Source organism: Paenibacillus senegalimassiliensis, from assembly GCF_001486585.1.
Lineage (GTDB): Bacteria > Bacillota > Bacilli > Paenibacillales > Paenibacillaceae > Fontibacillus > Fontibacillus senegalimassiliensis.
Map to the genome: position 1 here is coordinate 1,382,691 of NZ_LN909046.1, position 16,276 is coordinate 1,398,966.

A 16,276-nucleotide genomic window follows, 5' to 3' on the forward strand; every position below is an offset into this window, starting at 1 on the left:
CCAATAAAGTGTGATCAAAAGTTACTTTTGAACTTCCTCTTATTAAGAAGACTTTTCCGTTTCCGCAGTCAATACAGCCTTGCGCGAAAGGTTAACGCGGCCTTGTTGGTCAATCTCGGTCACCTTCACGGTTACGGTATCTCCGATAGCGACTACATCCTCTACTTTGCCTACACGTTCTGTAGACAATTGCGAGATATGCACCAGCCCGTCCTTACCTGGCAAGATTTCAACAAACGCACCGAATTTCTCGATCCGCTTAACCGTACCAACATAGATTTCACCAACGACAACTTCCTTAACAATGCCCTCAATAATCGACTGGGCTTTGCTGTTCATCTCTTGGCTAGTCGATGCGATAAATACGCGTCCATCTTGCTCGATATCGATCTTCACGCCGGTTTCCTCGATGATTTTGTTGATGATTTTACCGCCAGCTCCGATGACATCGCGAATCTTGTCCGGATTGATCTGGATAATAACGATCTTCGGTGCATATTGAGACAATTGCTCTTTTGGCTTCTGAATCCGTTCTGTCATCTTGGACAAGATAAACATCCGGCCTTCCTTAGCTTGTGACAATGCATCCGTCAGGATTTGCCGGTCAATGCCGTCAATCTTGATGTCCATTTGGATGGCGGTTACGCCCTCGCTTGTACCAGCCACTTTGAAGTCCATATCGCCAAGATGATCTTCCATCCCTTGAATATCCGTCAAAATAGATACATGTTCTCCATCCTTGATCAAGCCCATCGCCACACCAGCTACAGGTGCTTTGATTGGCACACCTGCATCCATCATCGCCAAGGTACTGGCACAGATGCTGGCCTGCGAAGTAGAACCGTTGGATTCAAGCACTTCGGATACGAGACGAATCGTATACGGGAATTCCGTCTCCGACGGGATTACCTTGGACAATGCCCGTTCACCCAAGGCACCATGTCCAATTTCACGACGGCCTGGTGCACGAAGCGGACGCGCTTCACCTACGCTAAATGGAGGGAAGTTATAATGATGCATGAAGCGCTTCGACTCTTCCAAGTCGATACCGTCCAGAATTTGCACATCACCCAGCGCGCCTAATGTACAGATGCTAAGCGCCTGTGTTTGTCCACGTGTGAACAAGCCCGACCCATGCGTACGTGGCAATAGACTGGTATCACATTCGATCGGACGAATCTCATCCAGCTTGCGTCCATCGGGACGAACCTTGTCATGAGTAATCAGACGACGGACTTCTTCCTTCACGATATCATGCAATACCTCTTTGACATCACCAAGCAACTCAGGTGTCTCTATGTATTGCTCCTCGAAGTGAACCACCGTTGCTTCATTGATGGCATCAATGGCGTCCTGACGTGCATGCTTCTCGGCAATCTTGACCGCTTCGACCAGCTTCTCTTGAGCAAATGCACGAACTGCCGCATTCACATCCGCATTCACGGCATGCAGCTTCACTTGCATTTTCTCTTTACCGGCCACCTTCACCAACTCTTCGATAACCGCTACGATGTTCTTGATCTCGTCATGACCAAACATGATCGCTTCGAGCATCACATCCTCCGGTACTTCATTGGCTTCTGCTTCCACCATCATAATGGCTTCCTTGGTTCCGGCAACAACAACATAGATGTCACTGGCTTCCTGCTGAGCAATATCCGGATTAATTACAAATTGGCCGTTCACACGTCCAACAGCAACACCACCAATCGGCCCATTAAACGGAACATCAGAGATGCTAAGCGCGGCTGAAGTCCCGATCATAGCCGCAATTTCCGGCTCACAATCCTGGTCCACACTCATGACCAAATTAACGATTTGCACATCATTACGGAATCCTTCCGGGAACAACGGACGAATCGGACGGTCTGTCAAACGGCTCGCCAGAATTGCCTTTTCGCTGGGACGTCCTTCACGCTTGATAAATCCACCTGGAATTTTGCCCACGGCATACAATTTCTCTTCATAGTTAACCGTCAGTGGAAAAAAGTCCAGATCCTTTGGTTCTGAAGATGCTGTAACGGTACACAATACTGCAGTATCACCATACCGAACCATGACCGCTGCATTTGCCTGCTTGGCCAAACGGCCGGTTTCCAGCACTAGGGTTCTTCCCCCTAATTGCATTTTCACTTGATTCTCCATGAAATCCCTCCTTATCTTGAATAAAAGTTCGGTACTGGGTTCATTATTTCCTGCTTTACGGGAGATAACCCCATTCGTAACAAAAGCTCCTGACGGAGCCACTCGTTCTAGTAGTTATAATAAAGTCTCATTTGTAAAAAACAACCTGGCCGCATGGCGTACGCTATGCCAGCGTCCGCCATGCAACTAGGCTGCTTTGATCAAACATTGCATATTAACGACGCAATCCAAGCTTCTCGATCAAAGCGGAGTAACGTCTTACGTCATTGTTCTTCAAGTAAGCCAACAATTTACGACGTTGACCAACCATTTTCAGAAGACCGCGACGGGAATGATGGTCCTTCTTGTGCGTACGCAAGTGGTCCGTCAAATTCACGATGTTCTCCGTAAGGATAGCAATTTGCACCTCTGGAGATCCGGTATCGGATTCATGAGTCTTGTGCTCTTGGATCAGTTGTTGTTTACGTTCTTGAGTCAATGCCATCCTGTTCACCTCCTTCATATCAAATCGCCATTGGCCTCGTTGCCGGCGGTGAAACCGTACGACCAAGCCAAGGTTCCTGTTGCCAGCAAGAAATAAATTCCTCATAACAACGTTACATAGTATACCATAGCCTCCAGGCAAAAGTAAATGCCGTTACGGCAATACACTTAGAAGTTGCTTTGCGCAAGCTGCATCATGAGTAATTTGGGCAACCAATTCGTCCAGCGAATTAAATTTACGCTCTGGACGAATATAACTAACCAGTTCAACGGATAGAGACTGATCGTACAAATCTCCCGAAAAGTCAAACAAATGCGCTTCCAGCCAGAAGACCTTACCATCCTCATGAAACGTCGGCTTGACTCCTACGTTCATAACCCCACCATAGCTGTCTTGCCCATGAGTCGCCCGCACGGCATAAACTCCGCTAGCAGGCACTACATAATGCTCTGATAGCTTGAGATTTGCTGTTGGGAAGCCGAGCTGGCGTCCGCGCTTCTCTCCGTGCATGACGGTCCCCTTCAATGAATAAGGGCGGCCAAACCAGCGATTGGCTTGCTCCATTTGCCCTTCTTGCAACGCTTTGCGAATTCCAGAGCTGCTTACCTTCTCCCCATCAATCAGAAAAGGCGGAACTGTGTGGACATCCAGAGCGTTCCCGCTCAGTTCGCGAAGCATCCCGGCATCTCCTTCACCACGATAACCATAATGGAAGTCGAAGCCGACAACAGCGGTATGCACTTGAAGCGGGACAAGAATACCCGTCACAAAATCTTTAGGGCTGACTTGGGAAAAGGCGTCGTCAAAATCGACAATGTATACATACTCCACACCCATTTCCCGCAGAATTCGTTCTTTCTCCCCGGGCGGTGTCAAGTATCCGTCGTAATCCCCCTTCTTCATCACTTCTTTCGGATGCGGATGGAACGTCATCACAGAAGCGGGCAAGCCAAGCTCTGTTGCCAGCTTTATGGCGGATTCTATAACACTCGCATGTCCCAAGTGCAGACCATCGAACTGTCCGATAGCCAGCACCTGCGGCCGGGAATGTTGCTCTATAAATTGTTCAGTTAACGGATAAGCCAATCTGATCGTTTGCATATCATTTCACCTGCCACTTCCCACGGATTAGCATCTAACTTATTTAGAGGTCGTCTTCCCAGAACGAAGCTGTTCGAGAAGTAAATTCGGGCTTCGAATCTTGAATTCAGCCGGGCCTAGCATATGCTTCCGTAGTATGTTTCCTTCAGAAACATTTCAGTTGCTCACGTACCCATGCTTCCGAAGTCGTTTTCTCCGAAAACGTGTAGCTCCGCTACTCAATCCCTAGCTTCATCCAACTTAAGCGTTTTGAAAAAACGCACATCGGAAGCATAGGCTTTGGTCCTGTAAACCCGACTTTTTGAACTCGCAATTATGGCCTATTCAGGCAAGAAGACTTTGACCGCTCTAATAGCCCCGGTGTCTTCCTCGGCTCGAAAAATACCTAAAAACCGCTGCTCCGGATCATAAAGGCGGATCGTCTCTCCACGAGAAACAGCTGGCTCAACTACGGCTGAGGACAGGCGCTGGCCTTGCAAAGCAGCAGCTACCTTCTCCGCAGCTACCGTGTGAGCCGGAAGATTCCTTGCGCCATAATCGACTGGAAGTATGTAATCCTGTAATGTTCCAGCGGCAACATGGCTCGCCACCTGCTCCAACGTCAAGCATTTCTCTCCAGTAAATCCAGCAGACATCGTACGTACAAGCTGACTCATTGCAGCAGGCACGCCCAAAGCTTGGCCGATATCCACGCATAAGGTACGTATATAAGTCCCTTTCGAGCAGAGAACACGGAAAGAGATTTGCGGATGGGGTCCCTCGGTTTGGAACGATAACAGTTCCAGTTCATGTATAGTCACCTCACGAGGTTGTCGCTCCACCACTTTGCCCTCGCGAGCCAATTCATAGAGACGTTTCCCATCCTGTTTCAAAGCGGAGTACATCGGCGGAATTTGCGAAATCGTTCCGACAAAGCGACTGAGCACCTCTCGTACCTGAGTTTCAGCCACAGTAATATGATCGGCTTGTTCTACCACATTCCCTGTCATATCCTCTGTATCGGTGGCTACTCCGAGCACCAGGGTAGCTTCATATTCCTTCGGAAGCTCCTGAAGATACTCAACCATTCGTGTGGCTCGTCCCAGGCATAGGGGCAACACGCCCGTTACCGCAGGGTCCAGCGTACCGGTGTGCCCGATACGCTTCATTCGCAGAATGCCTCTACATTTGGCAACCACATCATGCGAAGTGAAGCCTGTCGGCTTATAAATAGGCAATATCCCCTCATACGATGTCATAGTTGTAGCCTCACCTGCTCCAGAACTTGAGGAACAATGGTGTCCAGCGTACCCTCAATGCGTGCACCTGCAGCCCGGACATGTCCCCCGCCGCCAAAATGCTTCGCCACCAGAGCCACATCCACTTTACCTGCCGAGCGCATACTCACCTTGACCGCTTGTTCATCAATTACCTTGAACAACAAGCCTGTCTCCACCCCCTGAATATTGCGAGGATAGTTCACAATACCCTCCATATCCTCATGGCTGGCACCCGTAGCCTGCAGGTCCTCATCGGACACCGATACCCAGGCAATAAGTCCATCCTCACTCAGCTGCAAGCCGTTCAAAGCCCTCGTTAGTAAGCGCAACTGTGGCAGCGTCATCTGTTCAAGCAAGAGCTCGGACAAAGCCGGTCCGTCTACACCGTATTCCAACAGTCTGGATGCAATCTCCATAACCTTCGGGGATGTGCTTGAATAGCGGAATCCGCCAGTATCGGTCAGAAGCCCGGTATAAAGGGCTGTTGCCACTTCCTTATTCAACTCAAGCCCCATATAAGTCACAAAATCATATAAAATTTCAGCAGTGGCCGCAGCATCAGGCACCACCAAATTGACTGTACCAAAGGCATCATTCGTCGGGTGGTGATCAATATTCAGCAGTTTCGCCCCTTCTTCGAACCAGTCTTTGGTCTTTCCAACCCGCTTGAAATCAGCACAATCCACGCAAATGACATGCTCGAATTTCCGATCCAGCGGGTTTACCGAAAGATCATGGATCTGATCCGCCTGCCACAAGTAACCCATCCGTTTCGGAATAGGTCCTTCGTTGACCATAACGTAATTTTTACCCAGACATGACAGAAGCCAGCCCACCGCTAGGGTGGAACTGACTGCGTCTCCGTCCGGCTGTACATGCGACACTACGAGAAAGTGGTCATGCTCCATCAGAAATTGTTTACTCTGATGCAGCTCCCGATTCATGGTCTGCATTGCCGTCTCCTTTTACATTCATTTATCGTGCGTGATATCGCCCAGTAACTTCTCAATTCGGCTTCCGTAAGCAATCGATTCATCAATCTTGAAGATCAGCTCCGGAGTATGGCGAAGCCGAATTCGCTTGCCAAGCTCCGTACGCAGAAAGCCGGTTGCTTTTTCAATTCCCTTCAACGACTCATTTTTCTTCTCATCGTCGCCGAATACACTGAGGTACACTTTGGCCTGCGAAAGATCGTTGGTGACATCGACGCCGGTCACAGTGACAAAGCCGATGCGCGGGTCCTTGAGTTCACTTTGAATGAGCAAACTGAGTTCTTTCTTGATCTGTTCGCCTACGCGGCCGGTACGATTTTTGGCCATTTCTTCACACCTACCTTACTTCGGCTGCACCGTTTCCATGATGAACGCTTCGATGACGTCGCCTTCTTTAAGGTCATTATAATTGTCCAAGGTAATTCCGCATTCGTAACCTTGTGCAACTTCCTTGGCGTCGTCCTTGAACCGTTTCAAGGAATCGATTTTACCTTCAAATATGACAATTCCGTCGCGGATCAAACGCATTTCCGCAGAACGGGCGATTTTACCCGAGGTTACCATACAACCTGCGATCGTGCCCACCTTACTGATCTTGAACGTATTGCGCACTTCTGCATGACCGATAACCACTTCCTTGAAGACCGGATCAAGCATACCCTTCATTGCTTGTTCAATCTCTTCAATCGCGTTATAGATTACCCGGTGAAGACGAATATCTACCTTCTCTTGTTCAGCAGTAGCCTTCGTCTGGCTATCCGGACGAACGTTAAAGCCGATGACAATCGCATTGGAAGCCGCCGCCAAGATGATATCGGATTCTGTAATAGCTCCGGCACCACTATGGATGATCTTCACGCGTACACCTTCAACTTCGATCTTCTCCAGCGAGCCTTTGAGGGCTTCAACAGAGCCTTGTACGTCGGCTTTGATGATGACGTTCAGGTCTTTGATCTCGCCTTCCTTGATGTGACGGAACAAGTCATCCAGCGTAACCCGCGTATTCACACCCAAATCCGATTGACGTTGATCGCTTGCGCGCTTCTCGGCAATGGAGCGGGCTTTACGCTCATCCTCGAATACCATAAGCGGATCACCCGCTTGAGGAACCTCGGTCAGACCGGTAATTTCCACTGGAGTGGAAGGCCCTGCTTCTTTCAGACGACGCCCACGGTCATTGACCATCGCACGAACGCGTCCGAAGCAGTTACCTGCCACAAAGGCATCCCCGACTTTGAGTGTACCATGCTGAATCAGCATGCGTACTACAGGTCCACGGCTCTTGTCGAGCTCGGCCTCAATGACGGCTCCGCGAGCACGTTTGTTCGGATTAGCCTTGTACTCATTGACTTCAGCAACGAGCAGAATCATTTCAAGCAAACCTTCCAGACCGATCTTTTGCTTCGCCGAAACGTTAACAAAGATCGTATCCCCGCCCCATTCTTCCGGCACAAGTCCGTACTCGGTCAGTTCTTGTTTTACTTTATCCGGATTTGCGTCCGGCTTGTCAACTTTGTTCACTGCTACGATAATTGGCAAGCCTGCCGCCTTGGCATGGTTAACGGCCTCAACGGTCTGTGGCATAACGCCATCATCAGCAGCTACCACGATAATGGTGATATCCGTCATCTGTGCTCCGCGAGCACGCATAGCCGTAAAGGCTTCGTGACCCGGGGTATCCAGGAACGTAATTTTCTTGCTATTGATCTCCACCTGATAAGCACCGATATGCTGGGTAATCCCCCCGGCTTCACCACTGCTCACATTTGTCGAGCGAATGGCATCCAGAAGTGTTGTTTTCCCGTGGTCAACGTGACCCATAATCGTCACAACCGGCGGACGTTCCTTAAGGTCTGCTGCTTCATCAACCTCTTCAAGTGTCTCGAAGCGATCTTCCTCCACCGGAATCTTCACTTCAACCTCGACTCCGAAGTCCCCTGCCAGCAGCAGAATCGTATCGATATCCAGCTCCTGGTTAATGGTTGCCATCACTCCAAGCGTAATCAGCTTCTTGATGACTTCTGAAGCATCCTTGTGGAGAAGCTTAGCAGTTTCGCCAACGGTCATTGTACCGCGTACAATGATTTTCTTCGGCGTATTATCAATCTTCTCACGTGGTGGTTGCTGATTGCCGCCTCTACCACCACGGCCACCTTTACCACCGCGATTGTTTCTGTAGTTGCCGCCACGATCATCAAAACCTCTTTGGTTACGACCGCCGCTATTGTTTCCTTTTCTCGCGCCTTGACCTTGACCCTGACCTTGGCCTTGGCTACGGTTGTTGTTGCTTCCACCGCTGTTATTACTTGGAGTAAAGCTGCGGTTTTGCGGCTGCCCACTACGGTTGCCACCACTTTGACCTTGACCTTGTGATTGACCTTGGCGTGGTGCGCCTCCGCCTTGACTTTGCCCCTGACGTGGTGCTCCTGAGCTCTGGCCTTGGCGCGGTGCGCCTCCTTGCCCCTGACTCCGGTTGTTGCCTTGAGGCCCACGGTTTGCGCCGCCTTGTTGCCCCTGTGGGCGACTTCCTTGCTGATTGCTGGTTGGACGACTTTGTCTTTCCTGGACAGTCGTGCTGCCGTTAGTTACATTTTGAGTTGTATTTGGTCTATTATTCATGCTTACCTGCTTTTCCTGTTGATTTTGGTTTCTTGCAGAACTAGGGTTACCTTGGGTTGAAGTTTTCGGTGTCTGGCTTCCTCCTGCGGAAGCCGAAGCCGGCGATTTGGCAGTAGCCTCCGAACGCACCGAGTTCTCGCGTTTCGCTGCCGCATTGCTCTTGATATCCTTGAAGAATTGTTCCACACGGGTCACGGCGTTATTCTCCATGACACTCATGTGGTTGTTCACCGGGATATCCAGGCGTTTAAGAATGGTGATGATTTCCTTGCTGCTCATGTTGAGCGACTTGGCATATTCGTACACTCTGAGCTTATCTTGTTTTTCTTGTTTACTCAATATACTCCACCTCCGACGTTTTCACGATCGCTTTACGAATCATATCGGCAAACCCTTGATCGATGAGGGCCATGACAACCCTTTCCGGCTTCCCTACACTGTTTCCGAGCCGCTCGCGGTCAAATCCGACCATCAAGGGGATTTTGTAGGTTCCGCATTTGTCGCGAAACTTCTTCTGAGTATTGTCTGATGCATCCTTCGCTACAATGACGAGCTTGGCCTCGCCGGAACGAATCGCCTTCGTTACGATTTCATCACCGGTTACCAGCTTCCCAGCCCGCATGGCCAAGCCAAGCCCCGATAAAGGCTGCCTATTCATCTTCTTGCTCTTCCTGCGCCCCAGCGGCGTTGAATTGGTCCTCTACGGCCAGGAAGTCGCGGGCTAACTGCTCGTATACCTCAGCCCCTACCGGCGCCTTGAGTGCACGATCCAGCGCGCGATTCTTCTGCGCCAGCTTGAAGCAGGCCTCTTTGCCGCACAGATAAGCGCCACGACCCGACTTCTTTCCCGTCAGGTCGATCGACACTTCCCCTTCCGGAGTACGCACGACGCGGATTAATGCTTTCTTGGGCATCATTTCCTGACAGGCTACGCATTTGCGTAACGGTACTTTTCTTGTCTTCATCACGCCACCTCCCGTTAATCTACGGAGATGGAATCCTGAGGCAATTCGCTTTGTTCGGTCTTTTCTCTTCCGAATTCCTCTTCCGCTTGGCTTTCACTCTTGATATCGATTTTCCAACTGGTCAATTTGGCTGCAAGACGTGCATTTTGTCCCTTAATGCCGATGGCCAGTGAAAGCTGATAATCCGGCACAATGACACGTGCCATCTTCTCTGCTTCGAACACTTGCACCTCCAGCACCTTGGAAGGGCTGAGCGCGTTGGCTACGTACTCCTCCACCTCTTCAGAGTAGCGCACGATATCAATCTTCTCCCCACGCAATTCGTTTACGATGGTTTGAACGCGAGTCCCTTTGGGGCCTACGCACGAACCTACCGGATCTACTTCATTGTTGCGAGAATATACGGCAATTTTGGAGCGGAAGCCAGCCTCACGGGCCACGGAACGAATTTCCACCACGCCATCAAATATTTCTGGGACCTCCAACTCGAACAAGCGCTTCAGCAAGCCCGGATGTGTACGGGACAGCAAGATTTGCGGCCCTTTTGTCGTATTCTCCACCTTCGTAATGTAGGCTTTAATACGATCTCCGTGCTTGAACTTTTCGTTCGGCATCAGCTCGTTCAGTGGAAGATGCGCCTCGATCTTGCCAAGATCGACGTAAATGTTGCGCAGATCCTGACGTTGCACGATCCCCGTAACGATATCGTCTTCTTTCTCCACAAAAGCATTGTAGATCAGACCGCGCTCCGCTTCACGAATGCGCTGCGTCACGACCTGCTTGGCCGTTTGCGCCGCAATTCGCCCAAAGTCACGAGGTGTCACCTCGATTTCGGTAATGTCGTCAAGGTGATAGTTGGCATTCAGCTCCCGGGCCGCTGGCAACGAAATTTCCGTGCGCGGATCGAGTACCTCCTCAACCACAAGCTTGCGGGCAAATACCTTGATCGCTCCAGTATGGCGGTTCATATCGACCCGTACGTTTTGCGCTGTATTAAAGTTACGTTTATAGCTGGAGATCAGCGCAGCTTCAATCGCCTCGAATAAGATGTCTTTACTGATCCCTTTTTCCCGTTCTAATTCATTCAAGGCTTCGATAAAATCCATACTCATTTGCCTCGAGTTCCCCCTTTCAATAGTCCCCTGTAGGTCACACATAATCACATACAATTAAACGTTGCAGATGCATATTTCTTTGCATAAGTAAAGCCGCGCCCGCCGCGGCCAATCCAGAAGATATAAGAATAGTCCGCAGGCGAAAGCTCCCAAAAAGGCCCGACTCATATCAAAAAATGATGGCTAATCTGGCGCTGGCAACTTTGCTATATGGAATGGCGTGACTCTTCTTCCCCGCTTCAACGACCAACTCGTCGTCGGTAAAGGAAAGAAGTCGGCCTTCAAATTCTTTCAGGCCGTCTACCGGTTCGTATGTAGTAATAAACACGTCTTTACCAACTGCCCCCAATACATCCTCGGCTTTCTTAAGCGGGCGTTCTGCACCAGGCGATGATACCTCCAGAAAATAAGCCGAAGGAATCGGATCGTTCTTGTCAAGACGCTCACTCAGATATTCGCTGATTCGGCCGCAGTCATCAATGTCAATGCCGCCTGTCTTATCCACAAATACGCGCAGGAACCAATTGCTCCCCTCTTTGACGTATTCCACGTCAACCAGTTCAAAGCCGTTTTCCTCCAAATAAGGCGTGACCATTTCCTCCACGGTCGCTTTGATCTTTGGTGTGCTCAAGCGTACATTACCTCCATAGGTTCATTCCTGTATACCAAAGAGTAAAGAGTGGGTTTCCCCACTCTTTAAACAACGGTTCTATCTTCATGATTGCCAAAAAAATTATAACATAGTCCGGGAATAGTGACAAGTAAAACACCTTTACTAGTGGTTGTTCAAAAAATCATCTTCGGATCACGTGGCCTATACAAGAAGCTTGTTCGACGGCGAATCTTGAATTCAGCGGGTCCTTCCGTTGCTCACGTAGATCTGTCTACGCTCCGCTACTCATCCAACTCTTGATGCCTACTGTTCTCAGTTCCCGCATGATGCCAAGTACACTAATAGGAAATTCTCCTGCTAATTTGCCTAAATGGACTAAATTTCACTATTTAGCTGGAAAACTTCCCTATAAATCCGTGGTTCAGGTCCATTTTCAGTGTTTTGGCCAAAATTATATGGAGAATTTCCAGCTAGTTGTTGATAATAGCGGCAGCAATGACTATTAGTTGGAGGATTTCCAGTTAATTGAGCAAATACCCTCAGGCTTCTCAACCAAACATCAGGTTGTGCCAGCAAAGAACCTTAGCGATATTGTTCAACACTCGACCATCCTTACCATGTATACGTTTATCTTAGAATAATGACAGTTGATTGCTTTCAGGCAGGCCGCGGAAGCAGCCCATGTTGTTAAGCAACTCTATAATCGTCTTACTTGCCTTCGATTTTTGCTGGAAATCCTCGATGGACAAGAACTCCCCTTGATCCTTCGCTGCGGCAATATTCTTGGCTGCGTTCTCGCCAATCCCGGCCAATGCCGAGAATGGAGGAATCAGTGAATCCCCGTCCACTGCGAACTTGGTGGCGTCGGACCGGTACAGATCAATCGGCTTGAAGCGGAAACCACGCGCCGTCATTTCAAGCGCCATCTCCAAGATGGAGAGCATACTCTTTTCCTTAGGTAGCGCTTGGAAGCCCTTCTGCTCAATTTCCTCTATCTTGCGATAGATGGCTTCATACCCTTGACAGAACAACTCGATATCGAAGTCCTCACCACGTACAGAGAAATAAGTCGCATAATACTCAATGGGATAATAAAGTTTGAAGTACGCAGTCCGTACAGCAGAGATAACATAGGCCGCAGCATGGGCTTTCGGGAACATGTATTGAATCTTCAAGCATGAATCGATATACCATTGCGGAACCTTGCACTTCTTCATCTCATCGATCCATTCAGGCGTAAGTCCCTTGCCCTTACGGACGCTCTCCGTAATCTTAAAGGCCAGACCCGCATCCATCCCGGCTTTGTAAATGAGAAACAACATAATATCATCACGACAGCCGATTACCGTCTTGATGTTGCAGGTCCCGTTCTTGATCAGATCCTGGGCATTACCTAACCATACGCCGGTTCCGTGTGACAGACCAGATATTTGCAACAAATCGGCAAATGAGGAAGGCTGCGACTCCACTAACATCTGACGCACAAATTTGGTCCCCATTTCCGGAACACCATAGGTAGCTACCGGCGTGCGAATTTGCTGTGGCTGTACTTCAAGGGCTTCTGTCGAGTTGAACATGCTCATGACCTTCTGATCATTCATCGGAATGCTTATTGGATCAATTCCGGTCAAATCCTGCAACATCCGCATCATCGTCGGGTCATCGTGCCCCAGAATATCCAGCTTTAGCAAATTTGCGTCGAAGGCATGGTAATCAAAGTGCGTGGTTTTCCACTCTGAACTTGTATCATCCGCTGGAAATTGTACAGGAGTAATATCCTCTACTTCAATGTAATCCGGCACAACCACAATCCCGCCCGGATGCTGTCCTGTGCTGCGCTTGACTCCGGTACAGCCCCCCGCCAAACGATTCAATTCGGCTCCGCGCCATTGTTTGCTGTGATCTTCCTCGTATTTCTTGGCAAAGCCAAAGGCGGTCTTCTCCGCAACGGTACCAATCGTACCTGCCCGGAATACATTTTTCTCTCCGAACAATACCTTCGTATAATTGTGCGCTACCGGTTGATATTCCCCCGAGAAGTTCAAGTCGATATCAGGCACCTTGTCTCCCTTAAAGCCCAGGAAAGTTTCAAAAGGAATATCCTGGCCTTCACCCTTCAACTTGCTACCGCAATGCGGACAATCCTTATCAGGCAAGTCAAAGCCACTCGGCACACTACCGTCCAGGAACCATTCGCTATGCCGACATTCAGAATTCTGGCAAATGTAATGGGCAGGTAGCGGATTTACCTCGGATATCCCGAGGAACAACGCAACGACAGAAGAACCAACTGAACCCCGTGAACCAACGAGATAACCATCCTGGTTGGACTTCTTCACCAATCTTTCCGATATCAGATAGTTCGCCGAGAACCCGTATTTAATAATAGGCTCTAGTTCCTTCTCCAAGCGCTTGATGATGACATCCGGCAATTCGTCGCCGTAAATGGATTTTGCGGTATTATAACAGGTCTCCCGAATTTCTTCATCCGCCCCGTCAATAATTGGGGTGAACAGCTTATCAGGGAACAACTCCAGTTCCTCGAACTGCTCTGCCAGAGCCACCGTATTTCTCACCACTACTTCCTGCGCCTTGTCTTGACCCAGAAAAGCAAATTCCTCCAGCATCTCCTCTGTCGTTCGGAGATGAGCATCGGGTTTGCGGATATCTTTAAGCGGGCTAAAGCCGGTAATTCCGTGAATCGTAATATCGCGGAACAGCTTGTCCTTCGGTTCGAGATAATGCACATTGCCGGTAGCCACCACAGGCTTACCCAGCCTCATGCCAATCTCCACCACCTTGCGAACAGCCGTCTGGAGCTCATCCTTGCTGCCAACCAACCCTTTTTCAACCAAATGCATATACATCGTCAATGGCTGAACTTCCAAAATATCATAGAATTCGGCTATAGCTTCAGCTTCCTCTACCGATTTGTTCAGCACGGCCTCGAAGAATTCGCCCTTCTCACAGCCTGACATGATCAGCAAGCCTTCGCGCATCTCTACCAGCTTGGACTTGGGAATGCACGGTACACGCTTGAAGTACTCCGTATGCGACATGGAGACCAGCTTGAACAGGTTCTTCTTACCGATAGCATTTAAGGCATAGATACCGCAATGGAACGGACGCGAGTTGGATAAATCCTTACCCACCTTATCATTCAGGCGATCCAGAGTGGTGTACCCTTCCATCTTGTTGGCATCTTCAAGCAGCCCATTCAGAATCTCGCCAAGGGCAAGGGTATCATCGATAGCCCGGTGATGATTCTCCAATGAGACCTTATATTTAGCTGCCAGTGTATTAAGCCTGTGATTTTTCATTGTCGGGAACAGCATCCGTGCGAGTTCCAACGTATCCAGCACCGGGTTAGTCATCTCTGGCAAGCCCAGTTCCTTCAGCTTGGCATTGACAAAATCGACGTCAAAACGAGCATTATGGGCTACCAGCACCGCATCTCCAGCAAACTGCACAAATTGTTTGAGTACCTCATCTACGTCAGGAGCATCCTTGACCATTTCATCGTTGATGTTCGTCAATTGCTGAATATTATAGGGGATACGAACATGCGGGTTGACGAAGGTTGCATAACGGTCGATTTCTTTGCCCTCTTCCATCTTCACCGCGGCAATTTCTATGATCTTGTTCTGAGTGACAGATAGGCCGGTGGTTTCAATATCGAATACGATATAGGTCGCGGCCTTTAAATTGTCACCTCGGGCGTTCAATACTACGGCCACGTTATCGTTGACAACGTTCGCCTCAACACCATAGATCATTTTAATACCGTTCTTCTTGGCCGCCTTGGCCGCATCAGGATAACATTGAACCCCGCCATGATCCGTAACAGCTATGGCCTTATGTCCCCACTTGGCAGCCAGCTTCACATAATCACCAATCGGCGCAACCGCATCCATCGTGCTCATGGTCGTGTGCAAGTGGAATTCCACGCGTTTCTCAGGAGCATTGTCCTTACGTCCCGGTGGTGCGCCGATCTCACAAAGATCAGACGGAATCATCACTAATTCAGGAACCGTCATAAAACGGTCCATCTCCACCTTGCCGCGGGCTTTGATCCATTTCCCATTGGCGAGTTGACCCATCACCTTCAAATCATCTTTGTTCTTGGCAAACAGCTTCATTTGCAAGGAATCCGAGAAATCCGTTAGATAGAACATAAACAACGTGTTCCCGTTGCGAAGCTCCTTGCGGTCCAAGCCAAAGACAGTACCTTGAATCGTAATCTTCTTCTCTTCATCCTGTATCTGCTGAATAGGGACGGGCTGTTCCTTGATGTCGTATCCAAGCTGCAGCTTGATAACTTCCCCATCAACCATTTCTTCAGGAGGGGCTTCAGCCGCCGCACTCTCCATCATCTGCTGAATGACTTCACGATTCTCTTCAACGATGCGCTGCTGAAATTCCTCAACCGCCTCATTCTGATTCTCTCCTACCTGCATCTTCACGCGTAAAGCCAGTGCAAAGTAAGTCTCGTAAAATGTGGCAGCCGCTTTATCAATATGCTTCTTGCCCGCTAATTCCAAAGCTGTAGCATCACCAAGCGTAATGGTTATCAAGTCTTGCTCTACCTCAAAGCTGGCACGTGCCATCCACCCGTTAACGGACGGAATTTGGCGCTTCACCCACTCAATGAACAATCCCCAATACTCGCTGACAATCTCTTTGGCAGACAAGTCAGGACCATATTTAAATTCAAAGGATATTGCGGCGATATGCTCCATCCGCTCCTTGATTCTAAGGCAATAAGTACTATAAATTTCAGACGGCACCAGTGTATCCTTGGCAATCGTAATCTTCCATTCCCGATTGCTCCGGCTCACCTCTACCTTCTCAATATGTCCATCGAGAAAATAGGGATCGATGAGCGGCTCCGGCACTTCCGCCTGCTTCATCAACAGCTCGAGCCGATTCCTCTTCTCCTGTATCCCGGTCATATTCTCTCCCTCCGTCTTGCTTGCTGGTGTT

Annotated in this window: 12 protein-coding genes; all 12 read right to left on the reverse strand. The window is 49.4% G+C overall.

Features of this window, described 5'->3' with window-relative positions:
* Positions 1 to 42: 42 nt before the first annotated feature.
* The 12 genes from pnp to BN3279_RS20465 all read right to left on the reverse strand — a co-directional run bounded on the left by pnp (position 43) and on the right by BN3279_RS20465 (position 16,245).
* A complete protein-coding gene (gene pnp, locus BN3279_RS20410; RefSeq protein ID WP_059053458.1) occupies positions 43 to 2,145 on the reverse strand; it encodes a polyribonucleotide nucleotidyltransferase in 2,103 nt (700 codons plus the stop codon).
* 214 nt (positions 2,146 to 2,359) lie between these two features.
* Positions 2,360 to 2,629 carry a 30S ribosomal protein S15 gene (gene rpsO / locus BN3279_RS20415; RefSeq protein WP_059053460.1) on the reverse strand — a complete coding sequence of 90 codons (270 nt, stop codon included), beginning with the start codon at positions 2,627 to 2,629 and terminating at the stop codon, positions 2,360 to 2,362.
* 153 nt (positions 2,630 to 2,782) lie between these two features.
* A complete protein-coding gene (locus tag BN3279_RS20420; RefSeq protein WP_059053462.1) occupies positions 2,783 to 3,730 on the reverse strand; it encodes a bifunctional riboflavin kinase/FAD synthetase in 948 nt (315 codons plus the stop codon).
* 320 nt (positions 3,731 to 4,050) lie between these two features.
* The gene (gene truB, locus BN3279_RS20425; RefSeq protein WP_059053464.1) at positions 4,051 to 4,968 is read right to left on the reverse strand and encodes a tRNA pseudouridine(55) synthase TruB; all 918 of its coding nucleotides are present in this window, start codon (positions 4,966 to 4,968) and stop codon (positions 4,051 to 4,053) included.
* Entirely contained in the window at positions 4,965 to 5,942 is a 978-nt protein-coding gene (locus BN3279_RS20430) for a DHH family phosphoesterase (RefSeq protein WP_059053466.1), read from the reverse strand. The genes truB and BN3279_RS20430 overlap by 4 nt, the downstream gene beginning before the upstream one ends.
* Positions 5,943 to 5,960: 18 nt before the next feature.
* Positions 5,961 to 6,308 carry a 30S ribosome-binding factor RbfA gene (rbfA, locus tag BN3279_RS20435; protein WP_059053468.1) on the reverse strand — a complete coding sequence of 116 codons (348 nt, stop codon included), beginning with the start codon at positions 6,306 to 6,308 and terminating at the stop codon, positions 5,961 to 5,963.
* Between the two features lie 15 nt (positions 6,309 to 6,323).
* Positions 6,324 to 8,939 carry a translation initiation factor IF-2 gene (gene infB, locus BN3279_RS20440; RefSeq protein WP_059053470.1) on the reverse strand — a complete coding sequence of 872 codons (2,616 nt, stop codon included), beginning with the start codon at positions 8,937 to 8,939 and terminating at the stop codon, positions 6,324 to 6,326.
* Positions 8,932 to 9,258, reverse strand: a complete 327-nt coding sequence (locus tag BN3279_RS20445; RefSeq protein ID WP_059053472.1) for a L7Ae/L30e/S12e/Gadd45 family ribosomal protein — start codon at positions 9,256 to 9,258, stop codon at positions 8,932 to 8,934. Before BN3279_RS20445 ends, infB begins: the two co-directional genes overlap by 8 nt.
* Positions 9,251 to 9,565: an RNase P modulator RnpM gene (gene rnpM, locus BN3279_RS20450; RefSeq protein ID WP_059053474.1), complete on the reverse strand. Its 315-nt coding sequence runs from the start codon at positions 9,563 to 9,565 to the stop codon at positions 9,251 to 9,253. The genes BN3279_RS20445 and rnpM overlap by 8 nt, the downstream gene beginning before the upstream one ends.
* 14 nt (positions 9,566 to 9,579) lie before the next feature.
* A complete protein-coding gene (nusA, locus tag BN3279_RS20455; protein WP_059053476.1) occupies positions 9,580 to 10,677 on the reverse strand; it encodes a transcription termination factor NusA in 1,098 nt (365 codons plus the stop codon).
* A gap of 172 nt (positions 10,678 to 10,849) precedes the next feature.
* Positions 10,850 to 11,311, reverse strand: coding sequence for a ribosome maturation factor RimP (gene rimP / locus BN3279_RS20460; RefSeq protein ID WP_059053478.1), 462 nt, complete (start codon positions 11,309 to 11,311; stop codon positions 10,850 to 10,852).
* 614 nt (positions 11,312 to 11,925) lie between these two features.
* Complete coding sequence (locus BN3279_RS20465; RefSeq protein WP_059053481.1) at positions 11,926 to 16,245, reverse strand: PolC-type DNA polymerase III; 4,320 nt, start codon at positions 16,243 to 16,245, stop codon at positions 11,926 to 11,928.
* Between the last annotated feature and the right edge of the window lie 31 nt (positions 16,246 to 16,276).

Bases quoted from the DNA above. Each gene is read 5' to 3' on its own strand.
- BN3279_RS20430 (WP_059053466.1), bottom strand. From the start codon at position 5,942: ATGCAGACCATGAATCGGGAGCTGCATCAGAGTAAACAATTTCTGATG.
- rbfA (WP_059053468.1), bottom strand. From the start codon at position 6,308: ATGGCCAAAAATCGTACCGGCCGCGTAGGCGAACAGATCAAGAAAGAA.
- nusA (WP_059053476.1), bottom strand. From the start codon at position 10,677: ATGAGTATGGATTTTATCGAAGCCTTGAATGAATTAGAACGGGAAAAA.
- rnpM (WP_059053474.1), bottom strand. From the start codon at position 9,565: ATGAAGACAAGAAAAGTACCGTTACGCAAATGCGTAGCCTGTCAGGAA.
- BN3279_RS20420 (WP_059053462.1), bottom strand. From the start codon at position 3,730: ATGCAAACGATCAGATTGGCTTATCCGTTAACTGAACAATTTATAGAG.
- pnp (WP_059053458.1), bottom strand. From the start codon at position 2,145: ATGGAGAATCAAGTGAAAATGCAATTAGGGGGAAGAACCCTAGTGCTG.
- rpsO (WP_059053460.1), bottom strand. From the start codon at position 2,629: ATGGCATTGACTCAAGAACGTAAACAACAACTGATCCAAGAGCACAAG.
- truB (WP_059053464.1), bottom strand. From the start codon at position 4,968: ATGACATCGTATGAGGGGATATTGCCTATTTATAAGCCGACAGGCTTC.
- BN3279_RS20465 (WP_059053481.1), bottom strand. From the start codon at position 16,245: ATGACCGGGATACAGGAGAAGAGGAATCGGCTCGAGCTGTTGATGAAG.
- BN3279_RS20445 (WP_059053472.1), bottom strand. From the start codon at position 9,258: ATGAATAGGCAGCCTTTATCGGGGCTTGGCTTGGCCATGCGGGCTGGG.